The sequence below is a fragment of the Klebsiella africana genome (assembly GCF_020526085.1).
Taxonomy (GTDB): domain Bacteria; phylum Pseudomonadota; class Gammaproteobacteria; order Enterobacterales; family Enterobacteriaceae; genus Klebsiella; species Klebsiella africana.
Genome location: NZ_CP084874.1, coordinates 937369 through 960954, shown reverse-complemented (window position 1 = coordinate 960954; position 23586 = coordinate 937369). Strand labels below are relative to the sequence as shown.

The following is a 23586-nucleotide window of genomic DNA, read 5'->3' as shown; positions in this document are numbered from 1 at the left end:
GGAAACAATGGTTAACCTATTAGTTTTTTTTATCTGAGCCATTATAAATTGTCCGTTGAGGTTCTACCAGCAAATACCTATAGTGGCGGCACTTCCTGAGCCGGAACGAGAAGCTTTTTTTGGAATGCGTGTTCCATCAAGCTTTTGGCTTACGGTTGTGATGTTGTGTTGTTGTGTTTGCAATTGGTCTGTCTTTGCAGACCCTGGTAGCAAAGCTACCCCTTTTCACTTCCTGTACATTTACCCTGTCTGTCCATAGTGATTTAATGTAGCACCGCAACGCGCGGTGCTTTTTTTTGCCTTTTTACTGCCTTACTCGTCCAGTTCACCCAGCTGTTTCACGTCAGAGCGATTGATCTGCTGTTTGTTGCCCCACGCGTCTTTATACGAGATCATGCCAGTGTCATTATCGGTTTGCGGTTTCCCGTCGGTAACGATGGTCCGCCCATCATTGGTATGCATCACATAGTTAGAGGAACAGGCGCTCAGGCCTAAAGTCAGCATACAGGCAGAGATAATCGCAGCGGCCTTAGTCATTTTCATTCTTCTCTCCTTACGGCTATTTATACTATTCGTAACTCGTTAAGTAATAGGTTAAAACACAAACCCAACACTTTTCAGCATAACCCTCTTTGACGGACGTGGAGTCACATTCGGACAATTCCACAGGACGCAGAGACCTTGTCACGCCCGGCAAATTGCGCGACGATCGCGGTATTAATACGAGGAATTCCATGAACGCATTCAACCCGGTGCACTTTCGCGCGCAGTTTCCGGCTCTGGCCGATGCCGGCGTCTATCTCGACAGCGCGGCGACAGCGCTCAAACCGCTGGCGGTGATCGATGCCAGCGACCAGTTTTATCGCCTGAGCGCCGGCAATGTCCATCGCAGCCAGTTCGCCGCCGCCCAGCGGCTGACCGAGCGCTACGAGGCGGCCCGCGATCGCGTGGCAGCGTGGCTTAACGCCCCTTCCGGCAAAGATATCGTCTGGACGCGGGGGACCACCGAGGCCATCAATATGGTGGCGCAGAGCTACGTCCGGCCGCGCCTGCAGCCTGGCGATGAAATTATCGTTAGCGAAGCCGAGCATCATGCCAACCTCGTGCCCTGGCTGATGGTGGCCGGGCAGACCGGCGCCAGAGTGGTCAAACTGCCGCTTGGCGCCGACCGTCTGCCGGATATCGCCAGCCTCAGCGCGCTGATTACCCCGCGCAGCCGGGTGCTGGCCATCGGCCAGATGTCCAACGTTACCGGCGGCTGCCCGGACCTGGCCCAGGCTATCCGCCTTGCCCACACCGCCGGGATGGTGGTGATGGTCGACGGTGCCCAGGGGGCGGTGCATTTCCCGGCGGACGTGCAGGCGCTGGATATCGATTTTTACGCCTTTTCCGGCCATAAGCTGTATGGCCCGACCGGGATCGGCGCCCTGTACGGCAAAAGCGAGCTGCTGGCGGCGATGTCGCCCTGGCTCGGCGGCGGGAAAATGATCGCCGAGGTCAGCTTTGACGGCTTTACGCCACAGCCGGCCCCCTATGGCCTCGAGGCCGGTACGCCGAATGTCGCCGGGGTGATCGGCCTCAGCGCCGCGCTGGAGTGGCTGGCGCAGAGCGATATCGGCCAGGCGGAAAACTGGAGCCGCAGTCTGGCGAGCCTGGCGGAAGAGGAACTGGCGAAACGGCCGGGCTTCCGCTCTTTCCGCTGCCAGCAGTCAAGCCTGTTGGCCTTTGAATTTACGGGTATTCATCACAGCGATCTGGTGACGCTGCTGGCGGAGTCCGGCATTGCCCTGCGCGCCGGGCAACACTGCGCCCAGCCGCTGCTGGCGGCCTTAGGGGTCAGCGGCACCCTGCGGGCCTCTTTCGCCCCCTACAATACCCAAGACGATGTTGCGGCGCTGGTCCACGCGGTGGATCGCGCCCTGGAAATTCTGGTGGATTAATGACAACTCTGCACCCCTTCGGCACAACCATTACCGACGCTACGCTGCGCCAGACCTTCGCCCCGCTGATCCAGTGGGAGGATAAATACCGTCAGCTGATTTTATTGGGCAAAAAGTTGCCGACGCTGACCGACGAGCGCAAAGCGCAGGCCCATGAGATTGCCGGGTGTGAGAACCGCGTCTGGCTGGGCTATGAGGAGGACGCCGAGGGTAGGCTGCACTTCTTTGGCGACAGCGAAGGACGGATTGTGCGCGGTCTGCTGGCGGTACTTTTAACCGCCGTGGAAGGAAAGACCCGCGCCGGGATCATGGCGCAGGATCCGCTGGCGCTGTTCGACGAGCTGGGGCTGCGCGGCCAGCTCAGCGCCTCGCGCAGCCAGGGCCTGAATGCGCTGAGTGAGGCGGTGCTTGCCGCCGCCCGCGAGGTTGAGGTTTAAGCTCATCCCGAGGGCGGCGCTTGACGCGCCTTGCCCGGGCTACGGGCTCATGCAGTTTTGTCGCCCGGACAGGTGCGCAGCGCCGCCTCCGGGGAATTGTTCTGTAGACCGGGTAAGGCGCCTGCGCCGCGACCCGGGAATTTACGTCGTCTGCCGCTCCGCCTTCGCCAGCATCTTCTTCAGGGCATGCGACACCGCGACGAACCCGAAGGTCGCGGTCACCATCGTCGCCGCGCCAAAACCGGAAGCGCAGTCCATCCGCTTCGGCCCTTCCGCCGTGCTCTTCATTGCGCAGACGCTGCCGTCCGCCTGCGGGTAGACCAGCGCTTCGGTAGAGAAGACGCAGTCCACACCGAGCTTACCTTTGCTGTTTTTCACCACCCCAAACTGGCTTTTCAGCCGCTCGCGCAGTTTGGCCGCCAGCGGATCCTGGATGGTCTTCGCCAGGTCAGCGACCTGAATCTGCGTTGGGTCAATCTGGCCACCCGCCCCGCCGGTAGTCACCAGCGGCACCTTGTAGCGGCGACACCAGGCGATAAGCGCCGCTTTCGGCCGGACGCTATCGATAGCGTCGATAACATAGCTAAAGCCGACGCCAAGATATTCCGCCACGTTTTCTGGGGTCACGAAATCATCCACCACCGTCACCCGACACTCCGGGTTGATCAGGCGAATACGCTCCGCCATCACTTCCGCTTTCGCCAGCCCTACGTTGCCGCTGAGGGCGTGGATCTGACGATTGGTGTTGGTGACGCAGACATCGTCCATATCGATAAGGGTGATCGCCCCGATGCCGGTCCGCGCCAGCGCTTCCGCCGCCCAGGAGCCGACCCCGCCGATCCCGACCACGCAGACGTGGGCGTCGGCAAAACATTGCAGCGCTTTTTCACCATATAAACGTGCCGTACCGCCAAAACGCTGGCGCCAGGCATCGCTGATTACAACAGACATAGAACCTCAGAACAAAATGACAGCGCCCGGAGGCCGCCGCAAGCGGCGTCATCCGGGCGCCCTGGTCAACAGGCACGGCCAGGGGAGTTAGCCGCTAAAAACATTCCCCGCGCCCGGGGCGTTTTTCAGCACCCATACGCGGCCATAGTGGTTATACCAGCCGGCACGGTGGCCTGCGTCAGGCCCAATGCCCTGATAGATGTCGAAATGCTGGCCTTTGATGGCCCCGCCGACGTCGAGGGCGACCATCAGGCGCAGTTCGTACTGGCCGTTAAACTTGCCGTTATTATCCAGCAGAGGCACCTCGGCCAGCAAGGTGGTTCCTGGCGGAATAATCGACCGGTCGGAGGCCACCGAGGCGCGGCCGATCAGCGGCACAGCGCTGGCCCCTTTCACCGGCGCGAAAGACTGCGGTTTAAAGAACACGAACGACGGGTTCTGCTCCAGCAGCTCACGCACTTCCGCTTCGCTGTGCTTTTCACCCCACTCGCGGATCGCCTGCATCGACATATCTTCTTTCTTCACTTCCCCGCGGTCGATCAGCACTTTGCCGATGCTGCGATAGGGCCAGCCGTTTTTCCCGGCATAGCTAAAGAAGTTGAGCGGCGAACCATCGCCAAAGTCGATATAGCCGCTGCCCTGCACGTCCATGATGAAGTTATCCATCAACGAGTTGCTGTACGCCAGCACATAGTTATCGCTCAGCGCGCCGGCATAGATGCTGGCGCGGGACGGCAGCTTACCGCGCTTCGGCGGCATACGGTAAATGGGGTACTGGAATTCGCCCTGACGGGTGTGGCGCGCCTGCACCACCGGCGTGTAATAGCCGGTAAACTGGACGTTGCCATAGTTGTCTGTGCCCTGCATCTGCCAGGCGTCGATGCCAAACTGGCGCAGCGTGCGGGTGTCGCCGCCGGCGCGCAGCCACTCCTGCAGGGCGTTATAGACGTTGCTCTGGCTATTATAGAGGCGTGGCGAGGCGTTACGAATTTGATTAACCTGCTCGGAGAAGTCGCCGGCGTTGATCGGCGCCCCGACGGCATCCGGCTGGTTTACCAGTGAAAACGGCTGGGTGAACTTGCCATCGCTATATTGCTGACCGCGGTCGGTCGGTTTTGAGGAACAGGCGGCGAGCATGGCCAGCATTGCCCCCGTCGCTACATATTTTGCCCAACGTCCTTTCATGGTATCTCATCTTTTGCTGCGAAGCCTTAGTGCGTGTTGAAGATAACAAAGCGCCGGGGCTATTGAAATGCGCGATCTCATCGATGGCACAGATTTGTGTAAAAAAACACCACAACGTGGCGTTTTATAAGCCAATTCTTACAAAAATGTCGATTTGGTCGAAAAAAGGTTGCATCATCTCGCTAGCGGAGTATAGTGCGCTTCCACGGACGCGGGGTGGAGCAGCCTGGTAGCTCGTCGGGCTCATAACCCGAAGGTCGTCGGTTCAAATCCGGCCCCCGCAACCAATTAAAATTTGATGAAGTAAAGCAGTACGGTGACGCGGGGTGGAGCAGCCTGGTAGCTCGTCGGGCTCATAACCCGAAGGTCGTCGGTTCAAATCCGGCCCCCGCAACCAATCAAATTTGACAAAGTGAAGCAGTACGGTGACGCGGGGTGGAGCAGCCTGGTAGCTCGTCGGGCTCATAACCCGAAGGTCGTCGGTTCAAATCCGGCCCCCGCAACCAACATTACAAACACCCTCAAGGGTGTTTTTTTGTTTCTGCCGTCGGCAAAACCTCTGCCGAAAACGGGAACGGCCATTGCCGCCCCCATCTCCTGCTTACCCCTTCGGTAACACAATATTGCTTGCCGCCAGCATGCCCATGCGATGGTACATCGCGCAGGCCGCCTCGACGATCGGCATCGCCAGCGCCGCGCCGCTGCCTTCTCCCAGACGCATGCCCATATTGAGATACGGTTCGAGGCCCAGGTGCGCCAGCGCGATACGCGCCCCCTTCTCCGCCGAATAGTGGGACGGGATCAGATACGGTTTTACCGCCGGCGCTATCTGGCACGCCGCCAGCGCCGCAGCGTAGGAGAGAAAGCCATCCAGCACCACCGGCAGCCCACAGGACGCCGCCCCCAGCATGACACCGGTCATTCCCAGCAGATCGAAACCACCGACTTTGCTCAGCACATCAAGGCCATCATTCGGGTCGGGCTGATTGACGGCGATAGCCCGCCGCACCACCTCCACCTTGTTGCCAACCTTCGCCAGCGGCAGATTGGCGCCAATCCCGACCACCTCCTGCGCATCGCTACCGGTCAGGACGCTGACGATCGCCGCCGCCGGCGTGGTATTGGCCATCCCCAGTTCGCCGACGCCAAACAGAGTAACGCCCTCCTGGGCCAGCGCGCGGGTGTAGCGCATCACCTCCAGCAGCAATTCCTGCCCCTGCTCACGGCTCATCGCCGGGCCGCGGGCAATATTGCCGCAGCCCCGCGCCACCCGCATATTCACCACGCCGGGGAGCGGTTCGCTATCGATACCGACATCAATCACATGCACTTTCGCTCCGGCCTGGGCAGCGAGCACGCAGACGCCGGTGGTGCCGCGGGTCATATTTGCCGCCTGGATGGCGGTGACCGCCTTCGGCGAAATCGCCACCCCTTCGTCCCACACTCCATGGTCGGCGCACATCACCAGCAGGGCTTTTTTCGCCACCTGCGGCTGACCGCCCAGGCCGGGCATTCCCGCCAGTTGCACCGCCAGCGCCTCCAGACGCCCGAGGCTGCCGGGGGGCTTGAGTAAGCCGTCGATATGGTGTTGTGCCCGCGCCATGGCGTCGGCGTCCGGCGCGGGGATCGCCCGCAGAACCGTGTTTAAATTTTGCATACAGAATCCCTGCCAGGGCTGGCCCGGTCAGCCAGCGATTGAGTTATTTGATTTTGACGCCGATGCCAGAGACCACCAGCCAGACCGCATCCGCCGCTGCCGCCAGGCGCTGATTGACCCGCCCGGCGATATCGCGAAAATGCCGCGCCAGGCGGTTCTCCGGCACAATGCCCATCCCCACCTCGTTGGTCACCAGCACCACGTGCGCCGGACAGCGCTGACAGGCGGCAATCAGCACGCCAATTTCGTCATCAATAGCCCGTTCCATGGCGGCGTAATCCCAGCCGTCGGGGTCGCTGTCGCCGCCGAGCGCGAACAGCAGGTTGGTAACCATGGTGGTGATGCATTCCAGCAGAATGGCCTCCTCTGGGGCGATAGCCGGGGTGATCAGTTCATCAAGCTGCTGCCAGCGCTCGGCGGTGCGCCAGTGGACCGGCCTGCCGTCGCGATGATGCTGGATCCTTGCGGCCATCTCATCGTCAAAGATTTGCGAGGTGGCGATATATAACACCTGCGGCGCATCGGCAATCAGCGCCTCGGCATGGCGGCTTTTACCGCTGCGCGCGCCGCCGGTAACCAGAGTCAGCATAGGGGCTCCTGATGTTGGCGCATGATGGCGTAAATTTTATCGATGGCGATATGTTCGCGCATGGCCTCCGCCAGCCGATCAAACTGCCGGGTTTTATAGCGGGCATACTCCAGGGCGCTGTCCAGCGGCGCCAGCCCTTTGCGCTGGCGCAGGCCGTTGAGCAGCGCCCGGGTAAAAGCATCGCTGTCGAACAGGCCGTGGAGATAGGTGCCGAACGCCAGGCCGTCATCGCTTATCGCCCCGTCGTCCACTGCCTGCCCCGCTTTATGCAGCTGCAGCAGCGGCGGGCAGCCTGCCTCGCGGCGCGTCTCGCCCATATGAATTTCGTAGCCACTGATGCGCAGCCCCGCCGCGTCGGCTAACCAATCCGGGAGCGCAGACCCCAGGGTCGCCTGCACCTGGGTGGTGGTTTTGTGCTGGGCGAAGTGGGTCACAGTCTTCAGCACCCCCAGTCCGGGCTGGGTGCCAAGGCCAGACTCCACCTCATCGATAATGGTTTCTCCCAGCATCTGATAGCCGCCGCAGATCCCCAGCAGCGGCACCTTGCGCTGCCTGGCCTGCTCGACCGCGTGCGCCATGCCGCACTCGCGCAGCCAGCATAGATCGCCGAGGGTATTTTTACTGCCCGGGAGAATGACCAGGTCGGCGTCGGCCAGCGCCTGCGGATCGCGGACATAGCGCACCCGGACGTCTGGCTGCGCCGCCAGGGCGTTAAAGTCGGTAAAATTGGCGATATGCGGCAGGTGAACCACGGCGATGTCGATATCGCGTCGGTCGGTGCGATGGTATTTCCCGGCCTGCAGCGCGACGCCGTCCTCATCCTCGAGATCCACGTCAAGCCACGGCATAACGCCCAGTACCGGCACCCCGGTCAACGCCTCGATTTGCTCTATCCCTGAGCGCAGGAGCGCCACATCGCCACGGAATTTATTGATGATCACCCCTTTCACCCGCGCCCGCTCCTGAGGCTGCAGCAGCGCCAGCGTGCCGTAAATCGCGGCAAACACCCCGCCGCGGTCGATATCGGCCACCAGGATCACCGGGCATTGCGCCATCTCGGCCATGCCCATATTGACGATATCGCGGTCGCGCAGGTTAATCTCCGCCGGACTGCCGGCGCCTTCCAGTACCAGCGCCTCATACTCTCCGGCCAGGCTCTGGTAGACCGCGAGGATCTGCTCGCGCAGGCGCGGCTTGTACTGATGATAGCTCACCGCATCCATGCTGGTCGCCACCTGCCCCATCAGCACCACCTGCGCCTGACGGTCGCTGGTGGGCTTGAGCAAAACCGGATTCATGCGGACATCCGGCGCAATCCCGGCCGCTTCGGCCTGGAAAATCTGCGCCCGGCCCATCTCTTTGCCATCCGGCGTAATGCCTGAATTCAGCGCCATATTCTGTGATTTAAACGGCGCGGTACGCAGCCCATCCTGATAAAAAATGCGGCACAGTCCCGCCACCAGCACGCTTTTCCCAACGTCGGAAGCCGTGCCCTGCAACATCACTGCCAGCGTCATGACGCCTCCTTTATCGCGCCTATCGCGTTGTTGTGCATCCGCTGAAAAAACTCCGCCTCGGTTTTACACAGCGGCAGCCCCAGTTCGCTATGAAGTTTCACCAGCCACGGCTGCGTCAATCCCGCCCGGGCCATGGTCTCCGCGCAGGAAAATACCTCGCCGGGATCCCCCTCGGCCAGTACTTCGCCGTGACGCAAAACGTAAACGGCGTCGCTCACCTCATAGATCAGATCGATATCGTGGCTGGAGATCACCACGCGTCGCCCCTGCCCGACAATGCGCCGGATGATGGCGATCATCTGCGCCCGCCCACGGGGATCGAGGCCCGCGGTGGGCTCGTCAAGCAGCAGGTAGCGCGCCTGCAGCACCAGCGCCCCGGCGATCGCCACCCGTTTTTTCTGCCCATGACTGAGGCACTGGATCGGCTGCTGGCGAAACCCCTGGGCATCGACGAGGGTCAACGCCTCATCTACCCGGCGGGCGATCTCCTCTTCCGCCACCCCGAGGTTACGCAGACTAAAAGCGATATCGCTGTCGATATCGGTATAAAAGATTTGCTGATCCGGATCCTGAAACACCGTCGCCACCTGCTGGCGCAGCGCCAGCAGACCGCGCTTGCTGTAATTCAGCGCCTCTCCCTGCCACAGCACCGCCCCCTGCTGCGGGCGCAGCAGGCCGCTCAGGTTCATAAACAGCGTCGACTTTCCGCAGCCGTTGGCCCCCACCAGGCCGGTCACCGCGTGGCGGGAAAAATCCAGCGTCAGCCCTTTAAGTACCGGCTCATCCTGATAGCGAAACCAGAGATCGGTTGTGGCAAGCATACTTATCCTTAGAGGTGAAAATCACCCTGGTACAATTTGATATCCAGCGCCGTGCTCATCTGTTGATAGCGCAGGAGGACGCGGGTGAACAGCAGTCCCACCAGCATCGCCAGCGAGCGATAGCCCTGCGGCACGCTACCATAGCCAAAACGCAGAGTTTGCGCGCGGTGAATCGCCATCGCCTCGTCCAACAGAATAAAAATGAAGCGCCAGGTCAGCAGGATCTGCTCCGTCAACAGCCGCGGTACGCGACCGCGCTTGAGTAAAATAATCAGCTGCGGGAAAGGCAAATTAAGCACCAGCCAGAGCGTGGCCGCCATCGCCGCCAGGCTGCGCCAGAAGGTCTCTCCAGCCACGGCCAGCCCCGGGGCGGAAATCCCTATCGAGAAAGCGCCCAGTCGAAAGCTCGCTAACAGCATCTGCGGGTCGCGGCTGACGCTGAACACAATGGTCAGCACGCCGACCAGCAAAAAGCCAAAGGGCAGCACCATCCAGCGGCACCAGCGCCAGAATGAGACCCGCAGCAGCCAGCAGGTCAGCGCGGCGGTCAGCGCCAGCGTCAGCGCCTGGCCCCACGCCGGCAGCGTAAAGGCCAGCACCATCAGCAGCAGCCAGAGCAGAAACTTCCGCTCTGGCGCCACCTGCAGCCAGCGGCTCTGGTAGCTGAGTCGGTCAAACCCGGTCATCACGGCGCTGTCTGCCCCTCGCATATCCGAGAATGTAAAAAATCACCGCTGCGCCCAGCGAGCCCTGCAGGGTAAACAGCAGGCTCTCAATCTCGCCACTCGCCGGTTCATATAGCGGCTGGAACCAGGGTTGATAATCCGGCGCCACTACCTGGATCTGGCTCTCCGCTTCACCGTCCGAGCCGCCAAACTCGCCGCCGTGGTTAATAAAAAATGGCAGGATCATCAGGGCGACCACCATCGCCAACAGGATCAGGGTCTTTTTCATATTAATGTCCCTCCGCGGCGATCAGTCGCCGTTTGGTTAGCTGATCGTAGATCATCACGGTGAGTAAGCCTTCCGCGATGGCGATCGGGATCTGCGTCAGGCAGAAGATCCCCATAAACTTGGCGATCGATCCACCTGCCCCGGTGGCCGGATCGGGAAAGGCCACCCCGAGCTGGACGGAGGTGACAAAGTAGGTCATCAGATCCGCCAGCATGGCGCAGAGAAAGACCCCGACATCGCGACGGATCCCCGCCCGGCAGGCCAGTTTCCACACCAGATAGCCGACCATCGGGCCGATCACCGCCATCGACATCCCGTTAGCGCCAAGGGTGGTCAGGCCGCCATGCGCCAGCAGCAGCGCCTGAAACAGCAGAACGATTGCCCCCAGTACCGCCACCACGCCCGGCCCGAAGAGGATCACCGCCAGACCGACGCCGGTCGGGTGCGAACAGCTGCCGGTCACCGACGGGATCTTCAGCGCCGAAAGGACAAAAATAAACGCCCCGCAGAGGGCCAGCAGCACCTTCTGATTGCTCTCCTCCTGGACGATACGCCGCAGTCGCACCAGGCCGTACCACAGGCAGGGTAAAAACAGCAGCCACCACGCCAGCGCCCACATCGGTGGCAAAAAGCCCTCCATGATATGCATGGCGAACGCTTCCTGCGGGACGATGATCAGCAGAACAGCCGCCGCCAGCCCCCCATACGAAAGCTGCTTCAGCGATTTCACCTGATTCATTGCGCGTCCTCCCACTGTTTGTTAACCAGGATGGTCGAGAAATAGGGCAGCGGCTGGTCATCGCTGACCTCGCGCAGACGGCGCCAGCACTGCTCGCCCGGCAGGGTGGCCTCTGACATCATCAGCGCCGCATCCAGCAGCCCCGCCTGCGCCAGCAGCGCCTTTATGCGGGCGAAGCGGCCGTAGACTTTCATCAGCACCAGACTGTCATGCTGGCGCAGCGCCGCGGCGATGTCCGCTTCCGGCGCGGTACAGGAGATCACCGCCAGCGACTGCTGCTCCATGGCCAGCGGGGTTTTCGCCCGCGCGGCAATGGCGGCGAAAGAGGTAACGCCAGGGACAATCTCCAGCCAGTCCGGGCAGCCAATCCGCTGCAGCAGAAAGACCCAGGTGCTGAACAGCATGGCGTCGCCGAGGGTGATAAACCCGACCTGCCTGCCCGCCGCCACCTCCTGGACCAGGGCCGCGGCGACATCGTTCCACACCGCCTCTTTTTCCGCGCTGTCGGCGCTCATTGGAAAATGGCAGCAGCGGACCTCCGTGTGTGCGCCGAGGTACTCGCGTACGATGGAGAGCGCCAGGCTGTCGCCGCCTTTGCGGCCGGCTGGCGCATACAGCACATCCAGCTGGCCGAGGATCCGCGCCGCACGCACGGTGATCAGATCGGCCGCCCCCGGCCCGGTGCTCAGGGCGTATAGTTTGCCGCTCATGCTGCTTTCTCCATCGTGTTATTCAGCGCCTGCTGCAGATGGGCGACAAACATCGCCCGCACCGCCGGATTTTCCCCTAGCCCGTTCAGCCACGGCGTGGCGGGGATACCGGCGGCATTGAAGCGGGTTTTCCACGAATCGTCTTCATCAGAGGCCATATCATTAATGGCATGATCGCCGGCCACCAGCATCAGCGGCATCAGATGCACGCCGGTCACCCCCTGGCGGGAGAGTTCGTTAATGACGATGTCCACTTCGGGATAGCTTTCCACTGCCCCCACCCGCGCCGGAAAACCCTGCACTGCCATCATATGATCCAGACAGGCGTAGGCGGCGAAGGCGTGGTGGCTGGCGCCGTGGCCCATAAACACCACTCGCTCCGTCGCCGCCAGCGGCGGCATCTGCTGGCGCAGGGCCTGCATCAGCTGCACATAATCGCCATGCCCGCTCAGCAGCGGCACGCCCAGCGTCAGACGCTGAAAGCGCGGGCGCATGCTCTGCACTTCGCGAACAATCTTCTCGTACTCGTCGCCGTTGATAATGTGCAGGGACTGGATCGCCACATCCTGGTACCCCTGCTCGGCCAGCTTTTGCAGGGCCTGCAGCGGAGTATCGATATGGATACCGTCGCGCTGCTGCAGTTTGCGAATAATCATCCCCGAGGTGAAAGCGCGGAACAGCGTGCGGTCCGGGCAGCTGGCGGCCAAATCGCGCTCGCAGGCGGTAATGTTCTTCTCGCGGGTGTCGTGATAGCTGGTGCCAAAGCTCACCACCAGAAGTGCTTTTTTCATATCCTCTTCCTCAAGTCGCCGACAGCCAGCGCGTCAGCCGCGCAGCGAAATCGGCCTGGCTTTGCAGTAGTTCATCGCCCGTCACCAGCGGCGCCGGGCGGGTAATGACGATGCAGGGGATCCCCGCATCGAGACAGGGTTGTACTTTTTCCTGATAGCCCCCTTCCGCCCCCGAGGCTTTCGTCACCACGACATCGGCCCGGCACTGGCGATAAAAGGCGGCGTTAAATTCGGCACTGAACGGCCCGCAGAGGGCAAAGATCTCCCCAACGCCAAACCCCAGATCGCTGCAGTGCTGAACCACTTCCGGCACCGGCAGCACCCGGGCGAGCAGCGTTTTCTCCGCCAGTCCCGCCCGCCAGGCCGCCAGATCTTTGCTGCCGGTGGTCAGCAGGATCCGCTCGCCGAGGCGACGCGCCACCGCGCAGGCCTCGTTCAGGTCGCCGACCACGTAAAGTAGCGGATGGCGCAGATCGCTCAGCTGCTCCGGCCTTTGATAGCGGCTGAGCAGAACCCCGACGCTGGCGCAGGCGCGCACAATATTCTGGCTGACCACCTCGGCGTAGGGGTGAGAGGCATCGATCACCCAGCGGGTGCGCTGCGCGCTGAGCCACGCCGCCATCTGCTGCCACTCCATACGCCCGCAGCGTATCCGCCCGCCGATATCGCCGGCCAGCCGCTCGCCGGTAGGGGTCGCCACCGACAGGGTGTAGCGCACACCGGCGGCGTCCAGCTGCTGGCAGATCGCCCGCGCATCGCTGGTGCCCCCGATAACCAGCACGTCGCCGTGATTCACAGCGCGTAGCCTCGCGGGGTGATCATCAGACCGTTGTCGATGTAAGTCGCTTTGTTGCCGACGATCACCAGACTGGTCATATCCACTGGGGCAAAATCCATCTCTCCGAGGGTGGTCAGCCATTTCTCTTGTTTTTTGCGCCCGGCGGATTTGACTACGCCGACCGGCGTATCTGCGCTTTTACTGGCCGCCAACAGCGCAAAGGCGCGCGCCAGATGCCCTTCGCGGCCGCGACTGCGGGGGTTGTAAAAACAGATAACGAAGTCCGCTTCCCCTGCGGCGACTATGCGTTTTTCAATCACCGGCCAGGGCGTCAGCAGATCGCTAAGGCTGATATGGCAGAAGTCATGCATCAGCGGCGCGCCGAGCAGCGAGGCGGCGGCGATACTGGCCGTCATCCCCGGGATCAGACGGACCTCAATGTCCAGCTGCTGCTTATTGACCAGCTCCAGCACCAGCCCCGCCATGCCGTAGATGCCGGCGTCGCCGCTGCTGATAAGCGCAACGTTGTGCCCGGCCTGCGCCAGCTCAATGGCCGCCTGGCAGCGCTCAATCTCTTTGCACATGCCGGTTTTGATCACCTGCTTGTCGCCGGTAAAGGCTTTTACCAGGTGGGTGTAGGTCTTGTAGCCCACCACAATCTCCGCCGCCTGCAGGGCCTCCACGGCTTCCATGGTCATCATCGCCTGCGAGCCAGGGCCAATTCCGATTACGCTTAACATCAATGTGTTACTCCCAAAGTAATGGTCACGCCCTGCTCACGCAGGGTTTCGCCGGACAGGTTTCCCTGACTCAGCAGCCAGGCCACCGGGCCGGAGACGCTGCCGACGCCAACTGTCTCCCGGACAAAAGACGAGGCCGGAAAGCGATGCTCGTGCTCGCGCAGCGCCTCGGCGCTGAAGGTTTCGAACGGCACCCGGCAGCGGTGCGCCAGCTGGCGCAACCCCGGCTCGTTTGCCTTCAGGCTCACGCTGCCGATCGCTTTCAGCGCCAGCGGGTCAAGACGCTGAGCGGCAAGCTGGCGATCCAGCAACGTACTGAGCAACGCGCAGGGGGTATCGCGCCGACAGCCGATCCCCGCCACCACCCGCTGGGGCACCAGCTTCCAGTGAGGTACCGGCAGCGGCGGTAGCGACCGGCGCAGGGTGACGCAGATCAGGGCGTCGAGCGCCGGCAAGCGTGCCAGGTCGCTTACCGGGATAAAGCCGCGCCGGTCGCAGCGGCTTAGCGCCCCGGTAAATTCAGCGTCGCACCACAGCCCCACCCGTTTGCCACTCACCAACATCTGGTTGACGGTTTTCACCGCCGCGCGAAAATCGGTCATCCGGGCGTTCAGCTGGAAGGCCAGCGTGTCGAGGGCGGCCAGCTCGTTGACGTCGGTGGCGGTGGTGATCACCGGGTCGGCATCGAGCATCCTGGCAAGATAGCGGGTCAGCGCATTCGCCCCACCGGCATGGCCGGAGAGCAAGCTGATGACATGCCGGGCGCGCTCATCAATCACCACCACCGCCGGGTCGCTGAGCTTGTCATTCACCAGCGGGGCCAGCACCCGCACGGCAATCCCGGTGGCGCCGATAAAAATCAGCGCCGAGAAGTTGCTGAACGCCTCGCGGGCAGCGCTGGCAAAGCCACCGTTGAAGGGGATAAACCCCTCTTCCTGCAGCGCTTCGCTGGTGTAACAGGTGAGCGGCAGCATGGCCGCCAGCCGTTTTGCCAGCCGCACGCCGCCGGGCGTCAGGCAAAACAGGGCAATGGATTCAGGCTTTACGGTATTCATGGCTAAAATCCGCTGCGTACAGTTTTGAGTAGTGATACTCATCGCCGAGGAAGGGACCGACGAGGATCAGCGCCGTTTTGCGGATCCCGGCGTCGCGTACTTTGTCGCCGATGTCCGCGAGGGTACCGCGGACGGTCTGGCTTTCCGGCCAGGTGGCCTTGTAGATCACCGCGACCGGGGTGGTCGCGGGGTAGCCGCCCTCCACCAGCCGCTCTGCCACCCGGTGAATACGCTGCACCGACAGGTAAATCGCCATCGAGGTTTGATGACTGGCAAAGGCCTCCAGCTGTTCGCGCGCGGGAACCGGCGTGCGCCCTTCCAGACGGGTAATAATCAGACTCTGCGAGACTTCGGGCACCGTGTACTCCACCCCCAGCTCCGCCGCCGCACCGAGGAAAGCGCTGACGCCCGGCACCACCTGCCAGCGGATCCCGCGGCGGGTCAGCTCTTCGCCCTGCTCACGCACCGAGCCATACAGCGAGACGTCGCCCGTCTGCAGACGCACCACCGTTTTTCCCGCCTTCACCCCCGCCTCCATCAGGTCGAGGATCTGCTCCAGATGCAGCGCGGCGCTGTCGTGGCACTCCGCCTGTGGCGGACAGTAGGCCAGTAGCTCGGTGTTGATCAGCGATCCGGCGTAGATCACCACCTGCGCCTGCTGTAGCAGACGGTAGCCTTTGAGAGTAATCAGTTCGCGATCGCCTGGACCGGCGCCGACGAACCACACGCAATGGGGATCAAAAGTCTCAGCCATGGTTTTCTTCCTTCTGACAGGCGATGACAAAAACGGGATTATGGGGTTTGAAGTAGTGGCCGCTGCCCAGCGTGGCCAGCGTGGAAACCGCCAGCTGCTGGCAGTCCACCTCGTGGATGCCGCTCTGCCGCAGGTGCGCCAGGGCGCTATGAAGGTTTTCCTGCAAAATAAAAGTCATCACCAGCCGGCCGCCGGGATGCAGCTGCGCCAGCGACCAGTCGATCAATGCCGTAAGGTGGCCGCCGCTGCCCCCCATAAAGATCGCGTCGGCTTTGTCGGCGACCGCCAGCGGCGCAACGCCCGCCACGATAGCGATGTTGTCGCAGCCAAAGCGCTGCCGGTTGTCCGCCAGCAGGCGCAGCGCGTCGGCCTGACGCTCAATCGCCGTCACTCGCAGCGCCGGATTCTGCAGGGCGGCCTCAATGCTGACGCTGCCGGTGCCCGCGCCGATATCAATGAGATGGCGCGCCCGGTGCAGCTCCAGCTTCGCCAGCGCCAGCGCGCGCACGGCCTCTTTGGTCATCGGCACCTGGGCGCCGCGCAAAAACAGCTCATCTTTCATCGAGAATCACCACCGCATTCATCTCATATTCGTCCTCCACTGCGCTGACCGGCAGCCAGTGGATCCGCTCGTTTTCCATCGCCAGGTTCTCGCCAATTACCATCCAGCGATGGCCTTTGCCGCGGGCCATCAGCTGAGCGGCTATCTCCCGCGGTCCGCAGCGGCTGTCGGTCACCATGGCGACTTTCCGGTGGGCGGCCAGCGCATCGAAGCTCACCGCCCGGCCATGGCTGCTGGTCAGCCACATGTCGTTCATGTCGATGCCCGCCCGGGCGCAGAGGTACTGCACCGCGCTGATGCCGGGGATCACCTGCACCCGTCCCCGGCCAAAATGGGCAATCAGCCGGGTGCCAATGCCATAGAACAGCGGGTCGCCGGAGGCCAGCACCACGACGTGGCGCCCGGTACGGGCCTCGATCCACGCCAGCAGCGCCGGCATATCGGCCCCCAGCGCGAAGCGCTCGCCGGCGAAGGCGGGAAACTGCTGGAGGTGGCGGCTGCCGCCCACCAGCGCCTCGGCGGCGGCGATTGCCTCGCGCGCGGCCGGGGTCAGCCACTGCAGCCCCGCCGGGCCCATTCCCACGACCGTCAACATGTCAGCTCCCGGGCAATCGCCTCCAGCGGACGGCTGCTGCCCAGTACCTGGTTATCAAAAGAAAACAGAACCGCATCGCAGGTGGGCGGTTGCTGAGTGAAGCGCAGCATCTCAAGAACGCGCTGGCAGATTCGCTCAGCCAGATGGTTATAGAGGCGCTGGTATCCCCAGGCGTCGATATGCTCCATTGCCGCTTCGGTAGTGTCGCACTCGCTGACCAGCGTCAGCAGCGGCAGCGGCGCGCCAAGCAGCGCCAGATGAGCGACGAGGGTTTCCATCCGCGCATCGGCGATATGGCTGTGGGTATGAAAGATCCCGGCGGCGATTTTGATCAGTTTGCCGGGATGGCCGATGAGCACAATCTGGCGGAAACCAAGCCGGACCGCCTCTTCAATCATGTAGCCGACGAAGTTGCTCATGGTGACCACCATCTGCGGGTCGATGCCCATCTGCTCGCGGACAAAGCGCTCGCCGTGGTTGCCCGGTACCAGCACCACGCGTTCCAGCCCGGCGGCGCGTTTTATCTCCAGCTCGAGGGAGAGCGAGCGCTTCCAGCTCTCTTCCGACATCGGGGTAACGATCCCGGTGGTGCCGATAATCGAGATGCCGCCGAGGATCCCCAGCCGGGCGTTATAGGTTTTTTGCGCGCGGCTTGCGCCTTCCGGGGCAAAGATCTCCACCTGCGCGCCGCGGGATGGGCCAATCGCTTCACGCACAGCGGTCTCGATGGTGTGCCGCGGAGTGCGGTTTATCGCCGGGCTGCCTGTCGGCAGGCCGATCCCTTTGCGGGTCACCGTGCCGATGCCCTCGCCGCCCAACAGGCTAATTTCTCCGCTGTCATTGAGGGTCACCCGGGCAAAAATCAGCATGCCGTGGGTGGCGTCGACATCATCGCCGCCATCTTTACGGATCGCGGCGACCGCCTGCTGCCCTTCGACGTGCGGAGACTCGACGTTCAGGCACAGGGTGACGCCGGAGGGGGTGACGATCGAGACCTGATGAATCAGATGCTGGCGCATCACCATCAGCGCCGCCACTTTTGCCGCCGCCGTGGCGCAGGAGCCGGTGGTGTAGCCCTTGCGCAATGCTTTGCCGTGATGCCACACCGGGGCGTCAAAGGTCTGATCGCTCATTGCGCCTCCCGCAGGTGGTAAAGCAGAGCGTTCACAATCGCCGCCGCCACGTTGCTTCCCCCTTTGCGGCCGAGCGCGGCGATAGCCGGCAGGCCGCTCTCGCTGAGCGCCGCTTTCGACTCCGCGGCGCCAACGAAGCCGACCGGCACCCCCACCACGCCGCCGATGGCCGTCTCGCGATGTTCCAGCAGGCGAAACAGCGCGGTTGGCGCATTGCCGAAGACGAACACTTTCTCCCCGGGCTCCTGCACCGCAATATCCACCGCCGCCATCGAGCGGGTCATCCCCCGGCTTTGCGCCTCGCGCACCACCCGCGGGTCGCTGATATAGCAACGGCATTCGCCGCCAAAGCGGGCCAGCAGGGTTTTGTTGATCCCGGACAGCGCCATGGTGGTATCGGTATACAGCGTGCAAGGCCGGCTCAAGGCCTCACTCAGCGCGATCAGGGCATCCGGAGAAAACCACAGAATATCCAGCCAGTCGAAGTCAGCGGTGGTGTGGATCACCCGCTTGATAATCGCCTCGTGCAGTGGGCTGGCGAAATGGTAGTCCGGCCGCGTTTCGGCGATGATCTCGCTGATGATGTCGAAGCTTTTCGCCTCGATCGCCTGCGGTTGTTGGATGTACTGCATCAGGTTCTCCTCAGGCCACGCCGACCAGCCAGTAGCGCACGCCGATAAACAGCGCCAGCGCCAGGCTTGACGCCACCCACATTAATCGAATTGTTCGGGAAATATCGTCCACCGCGATGTCGCGGACGGCGTCGCCTATCCAGGGCTTTTCAACGCGCTGGCCGAAGTAATCGTTCGGGCCGCCAAGGCGGACCCCCAGCGCGCCGGCGACGGTCGCTTCCGGCCACGCGCAGTTAGGACTGCTGTGCTGATAGCGATCGCGCCAGCCCGTGCGCAGCGCCCGGGCGCCATTTTCCCGGCATAGCACCGCGGCAAGGCTGAACAGCAGCCAGCTCAGCCGGGCGGGAATGAAGTTGGCTACATCATCAAGACGGGCGCTGACCATGCCGATCGCTCGGTATTTTTCGTGTTTATAGCCGACCATGGAATCGAGGGTGTTGACCGCTTTATAGGCCATGGCCAGCGGCGCGCCGCCGAGGAGCAGGAAAAAGAGCGGCGCGATAATGCCATCCACCGTGTTTTCTGCCACGGTCTCCACCACCGCACGGTTGATCTGCGCCGGCTGGAGCTGAGAGGTATCGCGCCCGACAATCCAGGAGAGCTTATGCCGGCTTTCGGCGAGATCTCCGACCTGCAGCGGCCGGGCCACTGCCATCGCCGACTGTGCCAGACAGCGTCCCGCCAGCGCGGTGAAGATCATCCACACTTCCACCAGCCATCCAAGCCAGGGGTGTATCCCGTGCGCCAGCGCCAGTACGCCCCAGGCCACGCCCCATGTCAGGCCGATAACCACCAGCCACATCACCCCGCCGCCGATGCGCAGCGCCCGGTCGCTATGGCAGACGCGTCGCACTACACGCTGGCTGACGGCGATCAGGCGACCTATCCAGCGCACCGGATGCGGCCAGTGCGACGGATCGCCAATGACGACATCAAGTATCCAGGCTACACACCAGGCGAGAAGGGTCATTGCGCCCTCCTTGCTGCCCGCAGCCAGTGGTTTAGCATGGTGGGGCGCTGGGCAAAGTGGACATGGAGATAGCTGGCAAAGGCGCTGCCGGACTGCCATCCTCCCTGCCACTGCTGAAGCGTCTTACCATCACGCTGTTTACGGCAGGCCAGTACGGCGGGGGTGGCGGGAGAAAAATCGGAGTAATGAAATTCATGGCCGCGCAGCCACTCACCAGGGGCGGCCAGCAGCGTCTGCTGCTGCGCCTGCGCTTCGCAGTAGCCGAACCGGGTCAGACGCGTCCCCATTCGGCTGTGTCCGGGAATAATATCCGCCATCGTGTAGCGCTCGCCGCTGGTGACTTCCAGGGTCGTGCCCAGATACATCAGGCCGCCGCACTCGGCGTAGATCGCCACCCCGCGCCGGTGCGCCGCGCGAAGCTGTGTCAGCATCTCGTGGTTAGCGGATAGCCCGGCCGCATGCAGCTCCGGATAGCCGCCGCCGAGCCAAATCATCTGGCAGGCCGGCAGCTGGCGATCGCGCAGTGGGCTAAAGCGCACAATCTTCACGCCGCAGCGCGCCAGCAGCGCCAGGTTATCGGGGTAATAAAAATTGAAGGACTCATCGTCGGCGAGGGCCAGGGTCAGTCCTTCGCCGGCATCGGCGGCAAGCGTCTCCCCCCACTCGCCCACCGGCAAGGTCGCTAGTTCGCTGATGGCCAGCAGCCGGTCAATGTCGAGGGTGCGTCCCAGCAGACTGGCAAAATCCCGCCATGCCTGCTGATTGACCACCGACTCGCGGGCGGTGACCAGCCCCAGATGCCGTTCGGGCAGCGCCACGCCTTCCACGCGCGGTACATAGCCGATCACTGGCACCTGACAGTAGCGCTCAATGGCGCTTTTCAGCAGCTGGAAGTGCGTGTCGCTATTGACGCGATTGACGATAACGCCAGCGATGTTGAGGGCCGGATCAAAGTGTTGAAAGCCCATCACCGTGGCGGCGATGGAAGTCGACACCGCTTTGCCATCCACCAGCAAAATCACCGGGCAGCCAAGCTGCTTAGCCATTGCCGCGCTGCTGCAATAGTTGGGGTCGGTGCCGTAGCCGTCATACAGGCCCATCACCCCTTCGATAACCGCGATGTCGGCCTGCTGTAGCTGTTCGGTAAACAGCGCGTTGAGTATCGGGCCAGGAAGCATAAAGCTGTCGAGATTGCGGGAAGCGATGCCGCTGATGGCGGTGTGCCAGGCGGTGTCCAGGTAGTCAGGCCCTACTTTACAGGGTTGCACCCGCATACCGCGCTGTTGGAGCAAGCTGAGCAGGCCGAGCGTAACGGTGGTTTTGCCACAACCGCTGCCGGTACCCGCAAGAATGAACGCACGCCTGGTTGCCATACCCTGTCCTGTTCTGGCGGTCAGGGTATAGCTGCGCGCATGCCTGGTCCTGCGACCACGCACCGCTAAGCCACCCACTTCCCACCGAAGTTGTTGGTCAGTTACCGGCAGGCAGGTCTTCTGGCTTAGCCTCGTTCTCACCCGCCCTTCCCAATCTTTCGATCAGTGGTTTTTGCGGGGTCGTCAGCATCACAGCAGCGGGGGCTGCGGGGGATTTACACCCCCTTCCCTGACACCAAACTGGTGTCGAACCTGTCGGTTTGTTTCGCCGATGCGCCCTGCATCGACGGGTAATACTTTATGTTTTCTTTTACCGTTTCATCACTCGTCACTATGACGTCAGTGAAGGAAAGCGGTTTTGTAATAATCATCTGTCTCGTATTAACGGACACTCTATCTCATCACAAAAATAAAAACTGGTGTAGTTTATCCCTCGAATATCACTATTTTGTTGCGCTATGACAATTTATTGCTCTACTTTCGTTTTTTTCATTTTATATTGATGAAGATACTCCGGGATATCAAAAATCGGCAATAACAAAATATTGTCATTTAAAATGACTCAGTTTGTGATCCGGCATTAATTTGCTGACGAAACGCCTGCGGCGTTACCTGATAGGTCTGGCGAAACACTTTACAAAAATAGCTGGTTTGCGAAAAACCTAAATTCCGCGCGATGCTGGCGATGCTCCAGTCGCTGTGACATAGCAGCTCTTTTGCGCTCGCCATCCGCTGCTGATTGATCCAGGCGTTAAAACCAATCCCCTGATATTTTTTAAACAGTTTGCTGAAGTAGTACGGGCTGAGATAGACATGTGCCGCCACGTCCTCCAGACGCAGCTCATCAGAGAGATGCGCGTCGATATAGCGCAGCGCCTTCTTCATTTTGCCATCGTGCGGCGAGGGCGCCCTGCTGACCTGCGCTGGGTCGTTCTGCGGCGGATTATCTTTGATAACCACAAAGTTAAGCTGTTTTTTCAGGCAATTTTCCACAATCAGCTTCAGCAAATCCGCCGAAGCGATAACCCGGGAATAGTCCATCTCCGGTACATCGCGGAACGCCTGGACCAGCACCGGATCGTCCTGCCAGCGATCATCGACGTTCAGGATATCAACCAGCTCAACATCATTGCTTAGACGAACCTGGCCACACAGCACGAAGCCGACCAGGTGGCCGGCGATTACCAGCGGGATGGAAAAATCGGTTAGGCCCGCGTGGCAGCGGTAGATGCACAACTGGTCTTTTTTCGAGGCTTCCAGCCCGCCGCAGCGGTCGCTCATGCGACAGCGTCCGCTGTGCTCCGGGTGCTGACGCATCAGCTGGCAAAACGGCGTGAAATTAAACAATTCAGAAATCTCATCACCGTGAATATTGACGACCACAACCGCCAGACTGGTGGCTTGCGCAAAATCCTGTGCGATTTTATTGATGAGTTCTGAGTTCAGGGTACTCGCAGAAATCATGATAAAACCCCTCAGTTAATTTTTTGTTATAAATAAAACATATTTTTCATATTTACCTTTTTTAGCATCAGATCCCGTCGACGATAAAAAAGTGCATTGACAATAACAAAAGTCTCCCAACCCGGGGAGACTTTTTGAGCGGTTCGTGATATCGGTTCATGAAAATAGCCTGGCTATTTCACTGATACATTCCTTCTATGACGCTAACGCGTATTTTCTTCCTCCACGCAGGTATGACACGGCAGATTATTGGCGATAAGAAAGCGATAAATTGCGGCGCCGAGGCAGGCCCCCAACAACGGTGCGATAATGGGCACGATAAAATAGGGAATATCTCTTCCCCCGGTCATGGCGATATTGCCCCACCCGGCGAACCAGGTGAACAATTTCGGGCCAAAATCGCGTGCCGGATTCATCGCGAAGCCGGTAAGCGGCCCGGTCGAGGCGCCGATCACCGCCACCAGAATGCCAATCAACAGCGGCGCCAGTGGCCCCTTGGGTACGCCGTTGCCATCATCGGTGAGCGCCATGATCATCCCCATCAGCATCGAGGTGATCACCACCTCCACCAGCGCCGCATGCCAGACGCTCAGCTCAGGCGCTGGATAAGTACTGAAAATGCTGGCCAGCTGCAGGCTTTCCAGGCTGCCACGCACCATATGATGCACCGTTTCAAAGTGCGTAAACAGGGTGCTGTAAAGTATCCAGGCCAGTACAGCGCCGCCAAACGCGCCGGCGACCTGAGCCACGATATAAGGCACCACTTTTCTGCCCGGGAAGCAGGCAAACAGCCACAGCGCCACGGTGACCGCGGGGTTAAGGTGCCCCCCCGAAATGCCGGCGGTCAGATATACCGCCAGAGAAATACCCAGTCCCCAGATAATACAGATCTCCCACAGCCCCAGGCTGGCGCCGGTCAGTTTCAGGGCGCTCAGGCAGCAGATACCAAAAAACAGAAACAGCCCGGTGCCTAAAAACTCGGCAATGCATTGCGCGCGTAAAGAACCATTCATTGTGACACCTCGTGACGAAGTTCGTGTCCAGGCCAGCCAACCATCCGCTGGCTCGTTGGGTACGGCGAGGCCCACTATAGAAACCGGCGGCGGCAAAGTGTTGGCATCCTGCGGAAATCGGGCGGCGTAAAGTCGCCGAAGAAGAATAATTTATTGCTAATTGCTCGCGAATCCATACAGCAATGGCGGGCGTTCAGGGGGAATTTTTATTTCCAACTCAATGATA

General features: G+C 61.4%; 26 protein-coding genes, 3 tRNA genes and 1 riboswitch. Of the genes, 5 read left to right on the top strand and 24 right to left on the bottom strand.

The genetic code is table 11. The features are described 5' to 3' along the window. Nucleotides 1-312: 312 nt before the first annotated feature. The gene (locus tag LGL98_RS04765; RefSeq protein ID WP_002915549.1) at nt 313-537 is read right to left on the bottom strand and encodes a YgdI/YgdR family lipoprotein; all 225 of its coding nucleotides are present in this window, start codon (nt 535-537) and stop codon (nt 313-315) included. 197 nt (nt 538-734) lie between these two features. Here LGL98_RS04765 and csdA point away from each other — a divergent pair, with 197 nt between their 5' ends. After that, the gene (csdA, locus tag LGL98_RS04760) at nt 735-1940 is read left to right on the top strand and encodes a cysteine desulfurase CsdA (protein ID WP_136029341.1); all 1206 of its coding nucleotides are present in this window, start codon (nt 735-737) and stop codon (nt 1938-1940) included. Continuing rightward, nucleotides 1940-2377: a cysteine desulfurase sulfur acceptor subunit CsdE gene (csdE, locus tag LGL98_RS04755; protein ID WP_136029339.1), complete on the top strand. Its 438-nt coding sequence runs from the start codon at nt 1940-1942 to the stop codon at nt 2375-2377. Before csdA ends, csdE begins: the two co-directional genes overlap by 1 nt. Nucleotides 2378-2518: 141 nt before the next feature. Here csdE and tcdA read toward each other — a convergent pair whose 3' ends face one another. After that, complete coding sequence (tcdA, locus tag LGL98_RS04750; RefSeq protein ID WP_008806278.1) at nt 2519-3328, bottom strand: tRNA cyclic N6-threonylcarbamoyladenosine(37) synthase TcdA; 810 nt, start codon at nt 3326-3328, stop codon at nt 2519-2521. An 87-nt stretch (nt 3329-3415) separates the two neighbouring features. Then, nucleotides 3416-4513, bottom strand: coding sequence for a murein transglycosylase A (gene mltA / locus LGL98_RS04745; RefSeq protein ID WP_008806279.1), 1098 nt, complete (start codon nt 4511-4513; stop codon nt 3416-3418). A gap of 210 nt (nt 4514-4723) precedes the next feature. On the opposite strand from mltA, the gene LGL98_RS04740 reads away from it, so the two are divergent. The 3 genes from LGL98_RS04740 (at nt 4724) to LGL98_RS04730 (ending at nt 5019) form a co-directional block, all read left to right on the top strand. After that, nucleotides 4724-4800 (top strand) — tRNA-Met (locus LGL98_RS04740). Between the two features lie 33 nt (nt 4801-4833). Further along, nucleotides 4834-4910: transfer RNA gene (locus tag LGL98_RS04735), tRNA-Met, on the top strand. A gap of 32 nt (nt 4911-4942) precedes the next feature. Further along, nucleotides 4943-5019: transfer RNA gene (locus tag LGL98_RS04730), tRNA-Met, on the top strand. Nucleotides 5020-5114: 95 nt separating this feature from the next. On the opposite strand, the gene cobT is transcribed toward LGL98_RS04730, so the two are convergent. The 21 genes from cobT to pduF all read right to left on the bottom strand — a co-directional run bounded on the left by cobT (nt 5115) and on the right by pduF (nt 23360). After that, nucleotides 5115-6170 (bottom strand): nicotinate-nucleotide--dimethylbenzimidazole phosphoribosyltransferase, encoded by a 1056-nt coding sequence (gene cobT / locus LGL98_RS04725; RefSeq protein ID WP_136029337.1) that lies wholly within the window; start codon nt 6168-6170, stop codon nt 5115-5117. Between the two features lie 43 nt (nt 6171-6213). Next, nucleotides 6214-6759 carry a bifunctional adenosylcobinamide kinase/adenosylcobinamide-phosphate guanylyltransferase gene (gene cobU / locus LGL98_RS04720; RefSeq protein WP_136029335.1) on the bottom strand — a complete coding sequence of 182 codons (546 nt, stop codon included), beginning with the start codon at nt 6757-6759 and terminating at the stop codon, nt 6214-6216. Then, entirely contained in the window at nt 6753-8276 is a 1524-nt protein-coding gene (locus LGL98_RS04715) for a cobyric acid synthase (RefSeq protein ID WP_136029332.1), read from the bottom strand. Before LGL98_RS04715 ends, cobU begins: the two co-directional genes overlap by 7 nt. Beyond that, on the bottom strand, nt 8273-9097 hold the full coding sequence (locus LGL98_RS04710; protein WP_136029331.1) for an energy-coupling factor ABC transporter ATP-binding protein: 825 nt from the start codon (nt 9095-9097) through the stop codon (nt 8273-8275). The genes LGL98_RS04715 and LGL98_RS04710 overlap by 4 nt, the downstream gene beginning before the upstream one ends. 8 nt (nt 9098-9105) lie before the next feature. Next, nucleotides 9106-9783, bottom strand: coding sequence for an energy-coupling factor ABC transporter transmembrane protein (locus LGL98_RS04705; RefSeq protein ID WP_136029328.1), 678 nt, complete (start codon nt 9781-9783; stop codon nt 9106-9108). Beyond that, on the bottom strand, nt 9770-10051 hold the full coding sequence (locus LGL98_RS04700; protein WP_012967312.1) for an energy-coupling factor ABC transporter substrate-binding protein: 282 nt from the start codon (nt 10049-10051) through the stop codon (nt 9770-9772). Before LGL98_RS04700 ends, LGL98_RS04705 begins: the two co-directional genes overlap by 14 nt. Nucleotide 10052: 1 nt before the next feature. Continuing rightward, the gene (gene cbiM, locus LGL98_RS04695) at nt 10053-10790 is read right to left on the bottom strand and encodes a cobalt ECF transporter S component CbiM (RefSeq protein WP_004143926.1); all 738 of its coding nucleotides are present in this window, start codon (nt 10788-10790) and stop codon (nt 10053-10055) included. After that, nucleotides 10787-11500, bottom strand: coding sequence for a cobalt-factor II C(20)-methyltransferase (locus LGL98_RS04690; RefSeq protein WP_136029327.1), 714 nt, complete (start codon nt 11498-11500; stop codon nt 10787-10789). Before LGL98_RS04690 ends, cbiM begins: the two co-directional genes overlap by 4 nt. After that, the gene (gene cbiK, locus LGL98_RS04685) at nt 11497-12291 is read right to left on the bottom strand and encodes a sirohydrochlorin cobaltochelatase (protein ID WP_136029325.1); all 795 of its coding nucleotides are present in this window, start codon (nt 12289-12291) and stop codon (nt 11497-11499) included. The genes LGL98_RS04690 and cbiK overlap by 4 nt, the downstream gene beginning before the upstream one ends. A gap of 10 nt (nt 12292-12301) precedes the next feature. Then, nucleotides 12302-13087 carry a cobalt-precorrin-6A reductase gene (locus LGL98_RS04680; protein WP_136029323.1) on the bottom strand — a complete coding sequence of 262 codons (786 nt, stop codon included), beginning with the start codon at nt 13085-13087 and terminating at the stop codon, nt 12302-12304. Next, nucleotides 13084-13809, bottom strand: a complete 726-nt coding sequence (locus tag LGL98_RS04675) for a precorrin-3B C(17)-methyltransferase (RefSeq protein WP_004143930.1) — start codon at nt 13807-13809, stop codon at nt 13084-13086. Before LGL98_RS04675 ends, LGL98_RS04680 begins: the two co-directional genes overlap by 4 nt. Further along, complete coding sequence (gene cbiG / locus LGL98_RS04670; protein WP_136029321.1) at nt 13809-14864, bottom strand: cobalt-precorrin 5A hydrolase; 1056 nt, start codon at nt 14862-14864, stop codon at nt 13809-13811. Before cbiG ends, LGL98_RS04675 begins: the two co-directional genes overlap by 1 nt. Next, nucleotides 14845-15618, bottom strand: coding sequence for a cobalt-precorrin-4 methyltransferase (locus LGL98_RS04665; protein WP_004149602.1), 774 nt, complete (start codon nt 15616-15618; stop codon nt 14845-14847). The genes cbiG and LGL98_RS04665 overlap by 20 nt, the downstream gene beginning before the upstream one ends. After that, entirely contained in the window at nt 15611-16180 is a 570-nt protein-coding gene (locus LGL98_RS04660) for a decarboxylating cobalt-precorrin-6B (C(15))-methyltransferase (protein WP_110216635.1), read from the bottom strand. Before LGL98_RS04660 ends, LGL98_RS04665 begins: the two co-directional genes overlap by 8 nt. Continuing rightward, nucleotides 16170-16775, bottom strand: a complete 606-nt coding sequence (locus tag LGL98_RS04655) for a cobalt-precorrin-7 (C(5))-methyltransferase (protein ID WP_136029319.1) — start codon at nt 16773-16775, stop codon at nt 16170-16172. Before LGL98_RS04655 ends, LGL98_RS04660 begins: the two co-directional genes overlap by 11 nt. Further along, nucleotides 16769-17908 (bottom strand): cobalt-precorrin-5B (C(1))-methyltransferase CbiD, encoded by a 1140-nt coding sequence (cbiD, locus tag LGL98_RS04650; protein WP_136029317.1) that lies wholly within the window; start codon nt 17906-17908, stop codon nt 16769-16771. The genes LGL98_RS04655 and cbiD overlap by 7 nt, the downstream gene beginning before the upstream one ends. Then, nucleotides 17905-18540, bottom strand: a complete 636-nt coding sequence (locus LGL98_RS04645) for a cobalt-precorrin-8 methylmutase (protein ID WP_025713323.1) — start codon at nt 18538-18540, stop codon at nt 17905-17907. The genes cbiD and LGL98_RS04645 overlap by 4 nt, the downstream gene beginning before the upstream one ends. A gap of 10 nt (nt 18541-18550) precedes the next feature. Further along, nucleotides 18551-19510 (bottom strand): adenosylcobinamide-phosphate synthase CbiB, encoded by a 960-nt coding sequence (gene cbiB / locus LGL98_RS04640; RefSeq protein WP_136029315.1) that lies wholly within the window; start codon nt 19508-19510, stop codon nt 18551-18553. After that, a complete protein-coding gene (locus tag LGL98_RS04635; RefSeq protein ID WP_136029313.1) occupies nt 19507-20883 on the bottom strand; it encodes a cobyrinic acid a,c-diamide synthase CobB in 1377 nt (458 codons plus the stop codon). The genes cbiB and LGL98_RS04635 overlap by 4 nt, the downstream gene beginning before the upstream one ends. Before the next feature lie 93 nt (nt 20884-20976). Continuing rightward, nucleotides 20977-21154: riboswitch (cobalamin riboswitch) on the bottom strand. Between the two features lie 281 nt (nt 21155-21435). Beyond that, nucleotides 21436-22347, bottom strand: coding sequence for a transcriptional regulator PocR (gene pocR / locus LGL98_RS04630; RefSeq protein WP_136029311.1), 912 nt, complete (start codon nt 22345-22347; stop codon nt 21436-21438). Nucleotides 22348-22550: 203 nt separating this feature from the next. Further along, complete coding sequence (pduF, locus tag LGL98_RS04625; RefSeq protein WP_136029309.1) at nt 22551-23360, bottom strand: propanediol diffusion facilitator PduF; 810 nt, start codon at nt 23358-23360, stop codon at nt 22551-22553. Nucleotides 23361-23586: the final 226 nt, after the last annotated feature.

Excerpts from the sequence above, each read along its gene's own strand:
- tcdA (WP_008806278.1), bottom strand. The coding sequence starts at position 3,328 with ATGTCTGTTGTAATCAGCGATGCCTGGCGCCAGCGTTTTGGCGGTACG.
- LGL98_RS04705 (WP_136029328.1), bottom strand. The coding sequence starts at position 9,783 with ATGACCGGGTTTGACCGACTCAGCTACCAGAGCCGCTGGCTGCAGGTG.
- cbiB (WP_136029315.1), bottom strand. The coding sequence starts at position 19,510 with ATGACCCTTCTCGCCTGGTGTGTAGCCTGGATACTTGATGTCGTCATT.
- cbiK (WP_136029325.1), bottom strand. The coding sequence starts at position 12,291 with ATGAAAAAAGCACTTCTGGTGGTGAGCTTTGGCACCAGCTATCACGAC.
- LGL98_RS04660 (WP_110216635.1), bottom strand. The coding sequence starts at position 16,180 with ATGAAAGATGAGCTGTTTTTGCGCGGCGCCCAGGTGCCGATGACCAAA.
- pocR (WP_136029311.1), bottom strand. The coding sequence starts at position 22,347 with ATGATTTCTGCGAGTACCCTGAACTCAGAACTCATCAATAAAATCGCA.
- LGL98_RS04655 (WP_136029319.1), bottom strand. The coding sequence starts at position 16,775 with ATGTTGACGGTCGTGGGAATGGGCCCGGCGGGGCTGCAGTGGCTGACC.
- cobT (WP_136029337.1), bottom strand. The coding sequence starts at position 6,170 with ATGCAAAATTTAAACACGGTTCTGCGGGCGATCCCCGCGCCGGACGCC.
- LGL98_RS04665 (WP_004149602.1), bottom strand. The coding sequence starts at position 15,618 with ATGGCTGAGACTTTTGATCCCCATTGCGTGTGGTTCGTCGGCGCCGGT.
- LGL98_RS04715 (WP_136029332.1), bottom strand. The coding sequence starts at position 8,276 with ATGACGCTGGCAGTGATGTTGCAGGGCACGGCTTCCGACGTTGGGAAA.
- csdA (WP_136029341.1), top strand. The coding sequence starts at position 735 with ATGAACGCATTCAACCCGGTGCACTTTCGCGCGCAGTTTCCGGCTCTG.
- LGL98_RS04645 (WP_025713323.1), bottom strand. The coding sequence starts at position 18,540 with ATGCAGTACATCCAACAACCGCAGGCGATCGAGGCGAAAAGCTTCGAC.
- LGL98_RS04710 (WP_136029331.1), bottom strand. The coding sequence starts at position 9,097 with ATGCTTGCCACAACCGATCTCTGGTTTCGCTATCAGGATGAGCCGGTA.
- mltA (WP_008806279.1), bottom strand. The coding sequence starts at position 4,513 with ATGAAAGGACGTTGGGCAAAATATGTAGCGACGGGGGCAATGCTGGCC.
- LGL98_RS04635 (WP_136029313.1), bottom strand. The coding sequence starts at position 20,883 with ATGGCAACCAGGCGTGCGTTCATTCTTGCGGGTACCGGCAGCGGTTGT.
- cobU (WP_136029335.1), bottom strand. The coding sequence starts at position 6,759 with ATGCTGACTCTGGTTACCGGCGGCGCGCGCAGCGGTAAAAGCCGCCAT.
- LGL98_RS04700 (WP_012967312.1), bottom strand. The coding sequence starts at position 10,051 with ATGAAAAAGACCCTGATCCTGTTGGCGATGGTGGTCGCCCTGATGATC.
- cbiD (WP_136029317.1), bottom strand. The coding sequence starts at position 17,908 with ATGAGCGATCAGACCTTTGACGCCCCGGTGTGGCATCACGGCAAAGCA.
- cbiM (WP_004143926.1), bottom strand. The coding sequence starts at position 10,790 with ATGAATCAGGTGAAATCGCTGAAGCAGCTTTCGTATGGGGGGCTGGCG.
- csdE (WP_136029339.1), top strand. The coding sequence starts at position 1,940 with ATGACAACTCTGCACCCCTTCGGCACAACCATTACCGACGCTACGCTG.
- LGL98_RS04765 (WP_002915549.1), bottom strand. The coding sequence starts at position 537 with ATGACTAAGGCCGCTGCGATTATCTCTGCCTGTATGCTGACTTTAGGC.
- LGL98_RS04690 (WP_136029327.1), bottom strand. The coding sequence starts at position 11,500 with ATGAGCGGCAAACTATACGCCCTGAGCACCGGGCCGGGGGCGGCCGAT.
- pduF (WP_136029309.1), bottom strand. The coding sequence starts at position 23,360 with ATGAATGGTTCTTTACGCGCGCAATGCATTGCCGAGTTTTTAGGCACC.
- LGL98_RS04675 (WP_004143930.1), bottom strand. The coding sequence starts at position 13,809 with ATGTTAAGCGTAATCGGAATTGGCCCTGGCTCGCAGGCGATGATGACC.
- cbiG (WP_136029321.1), bottom strand. The coding sequence starts at position 14,864 with ATGAATACCGTAAAGCCTGAATCCATTGCCCTGTTTTGCCTGACGCCC.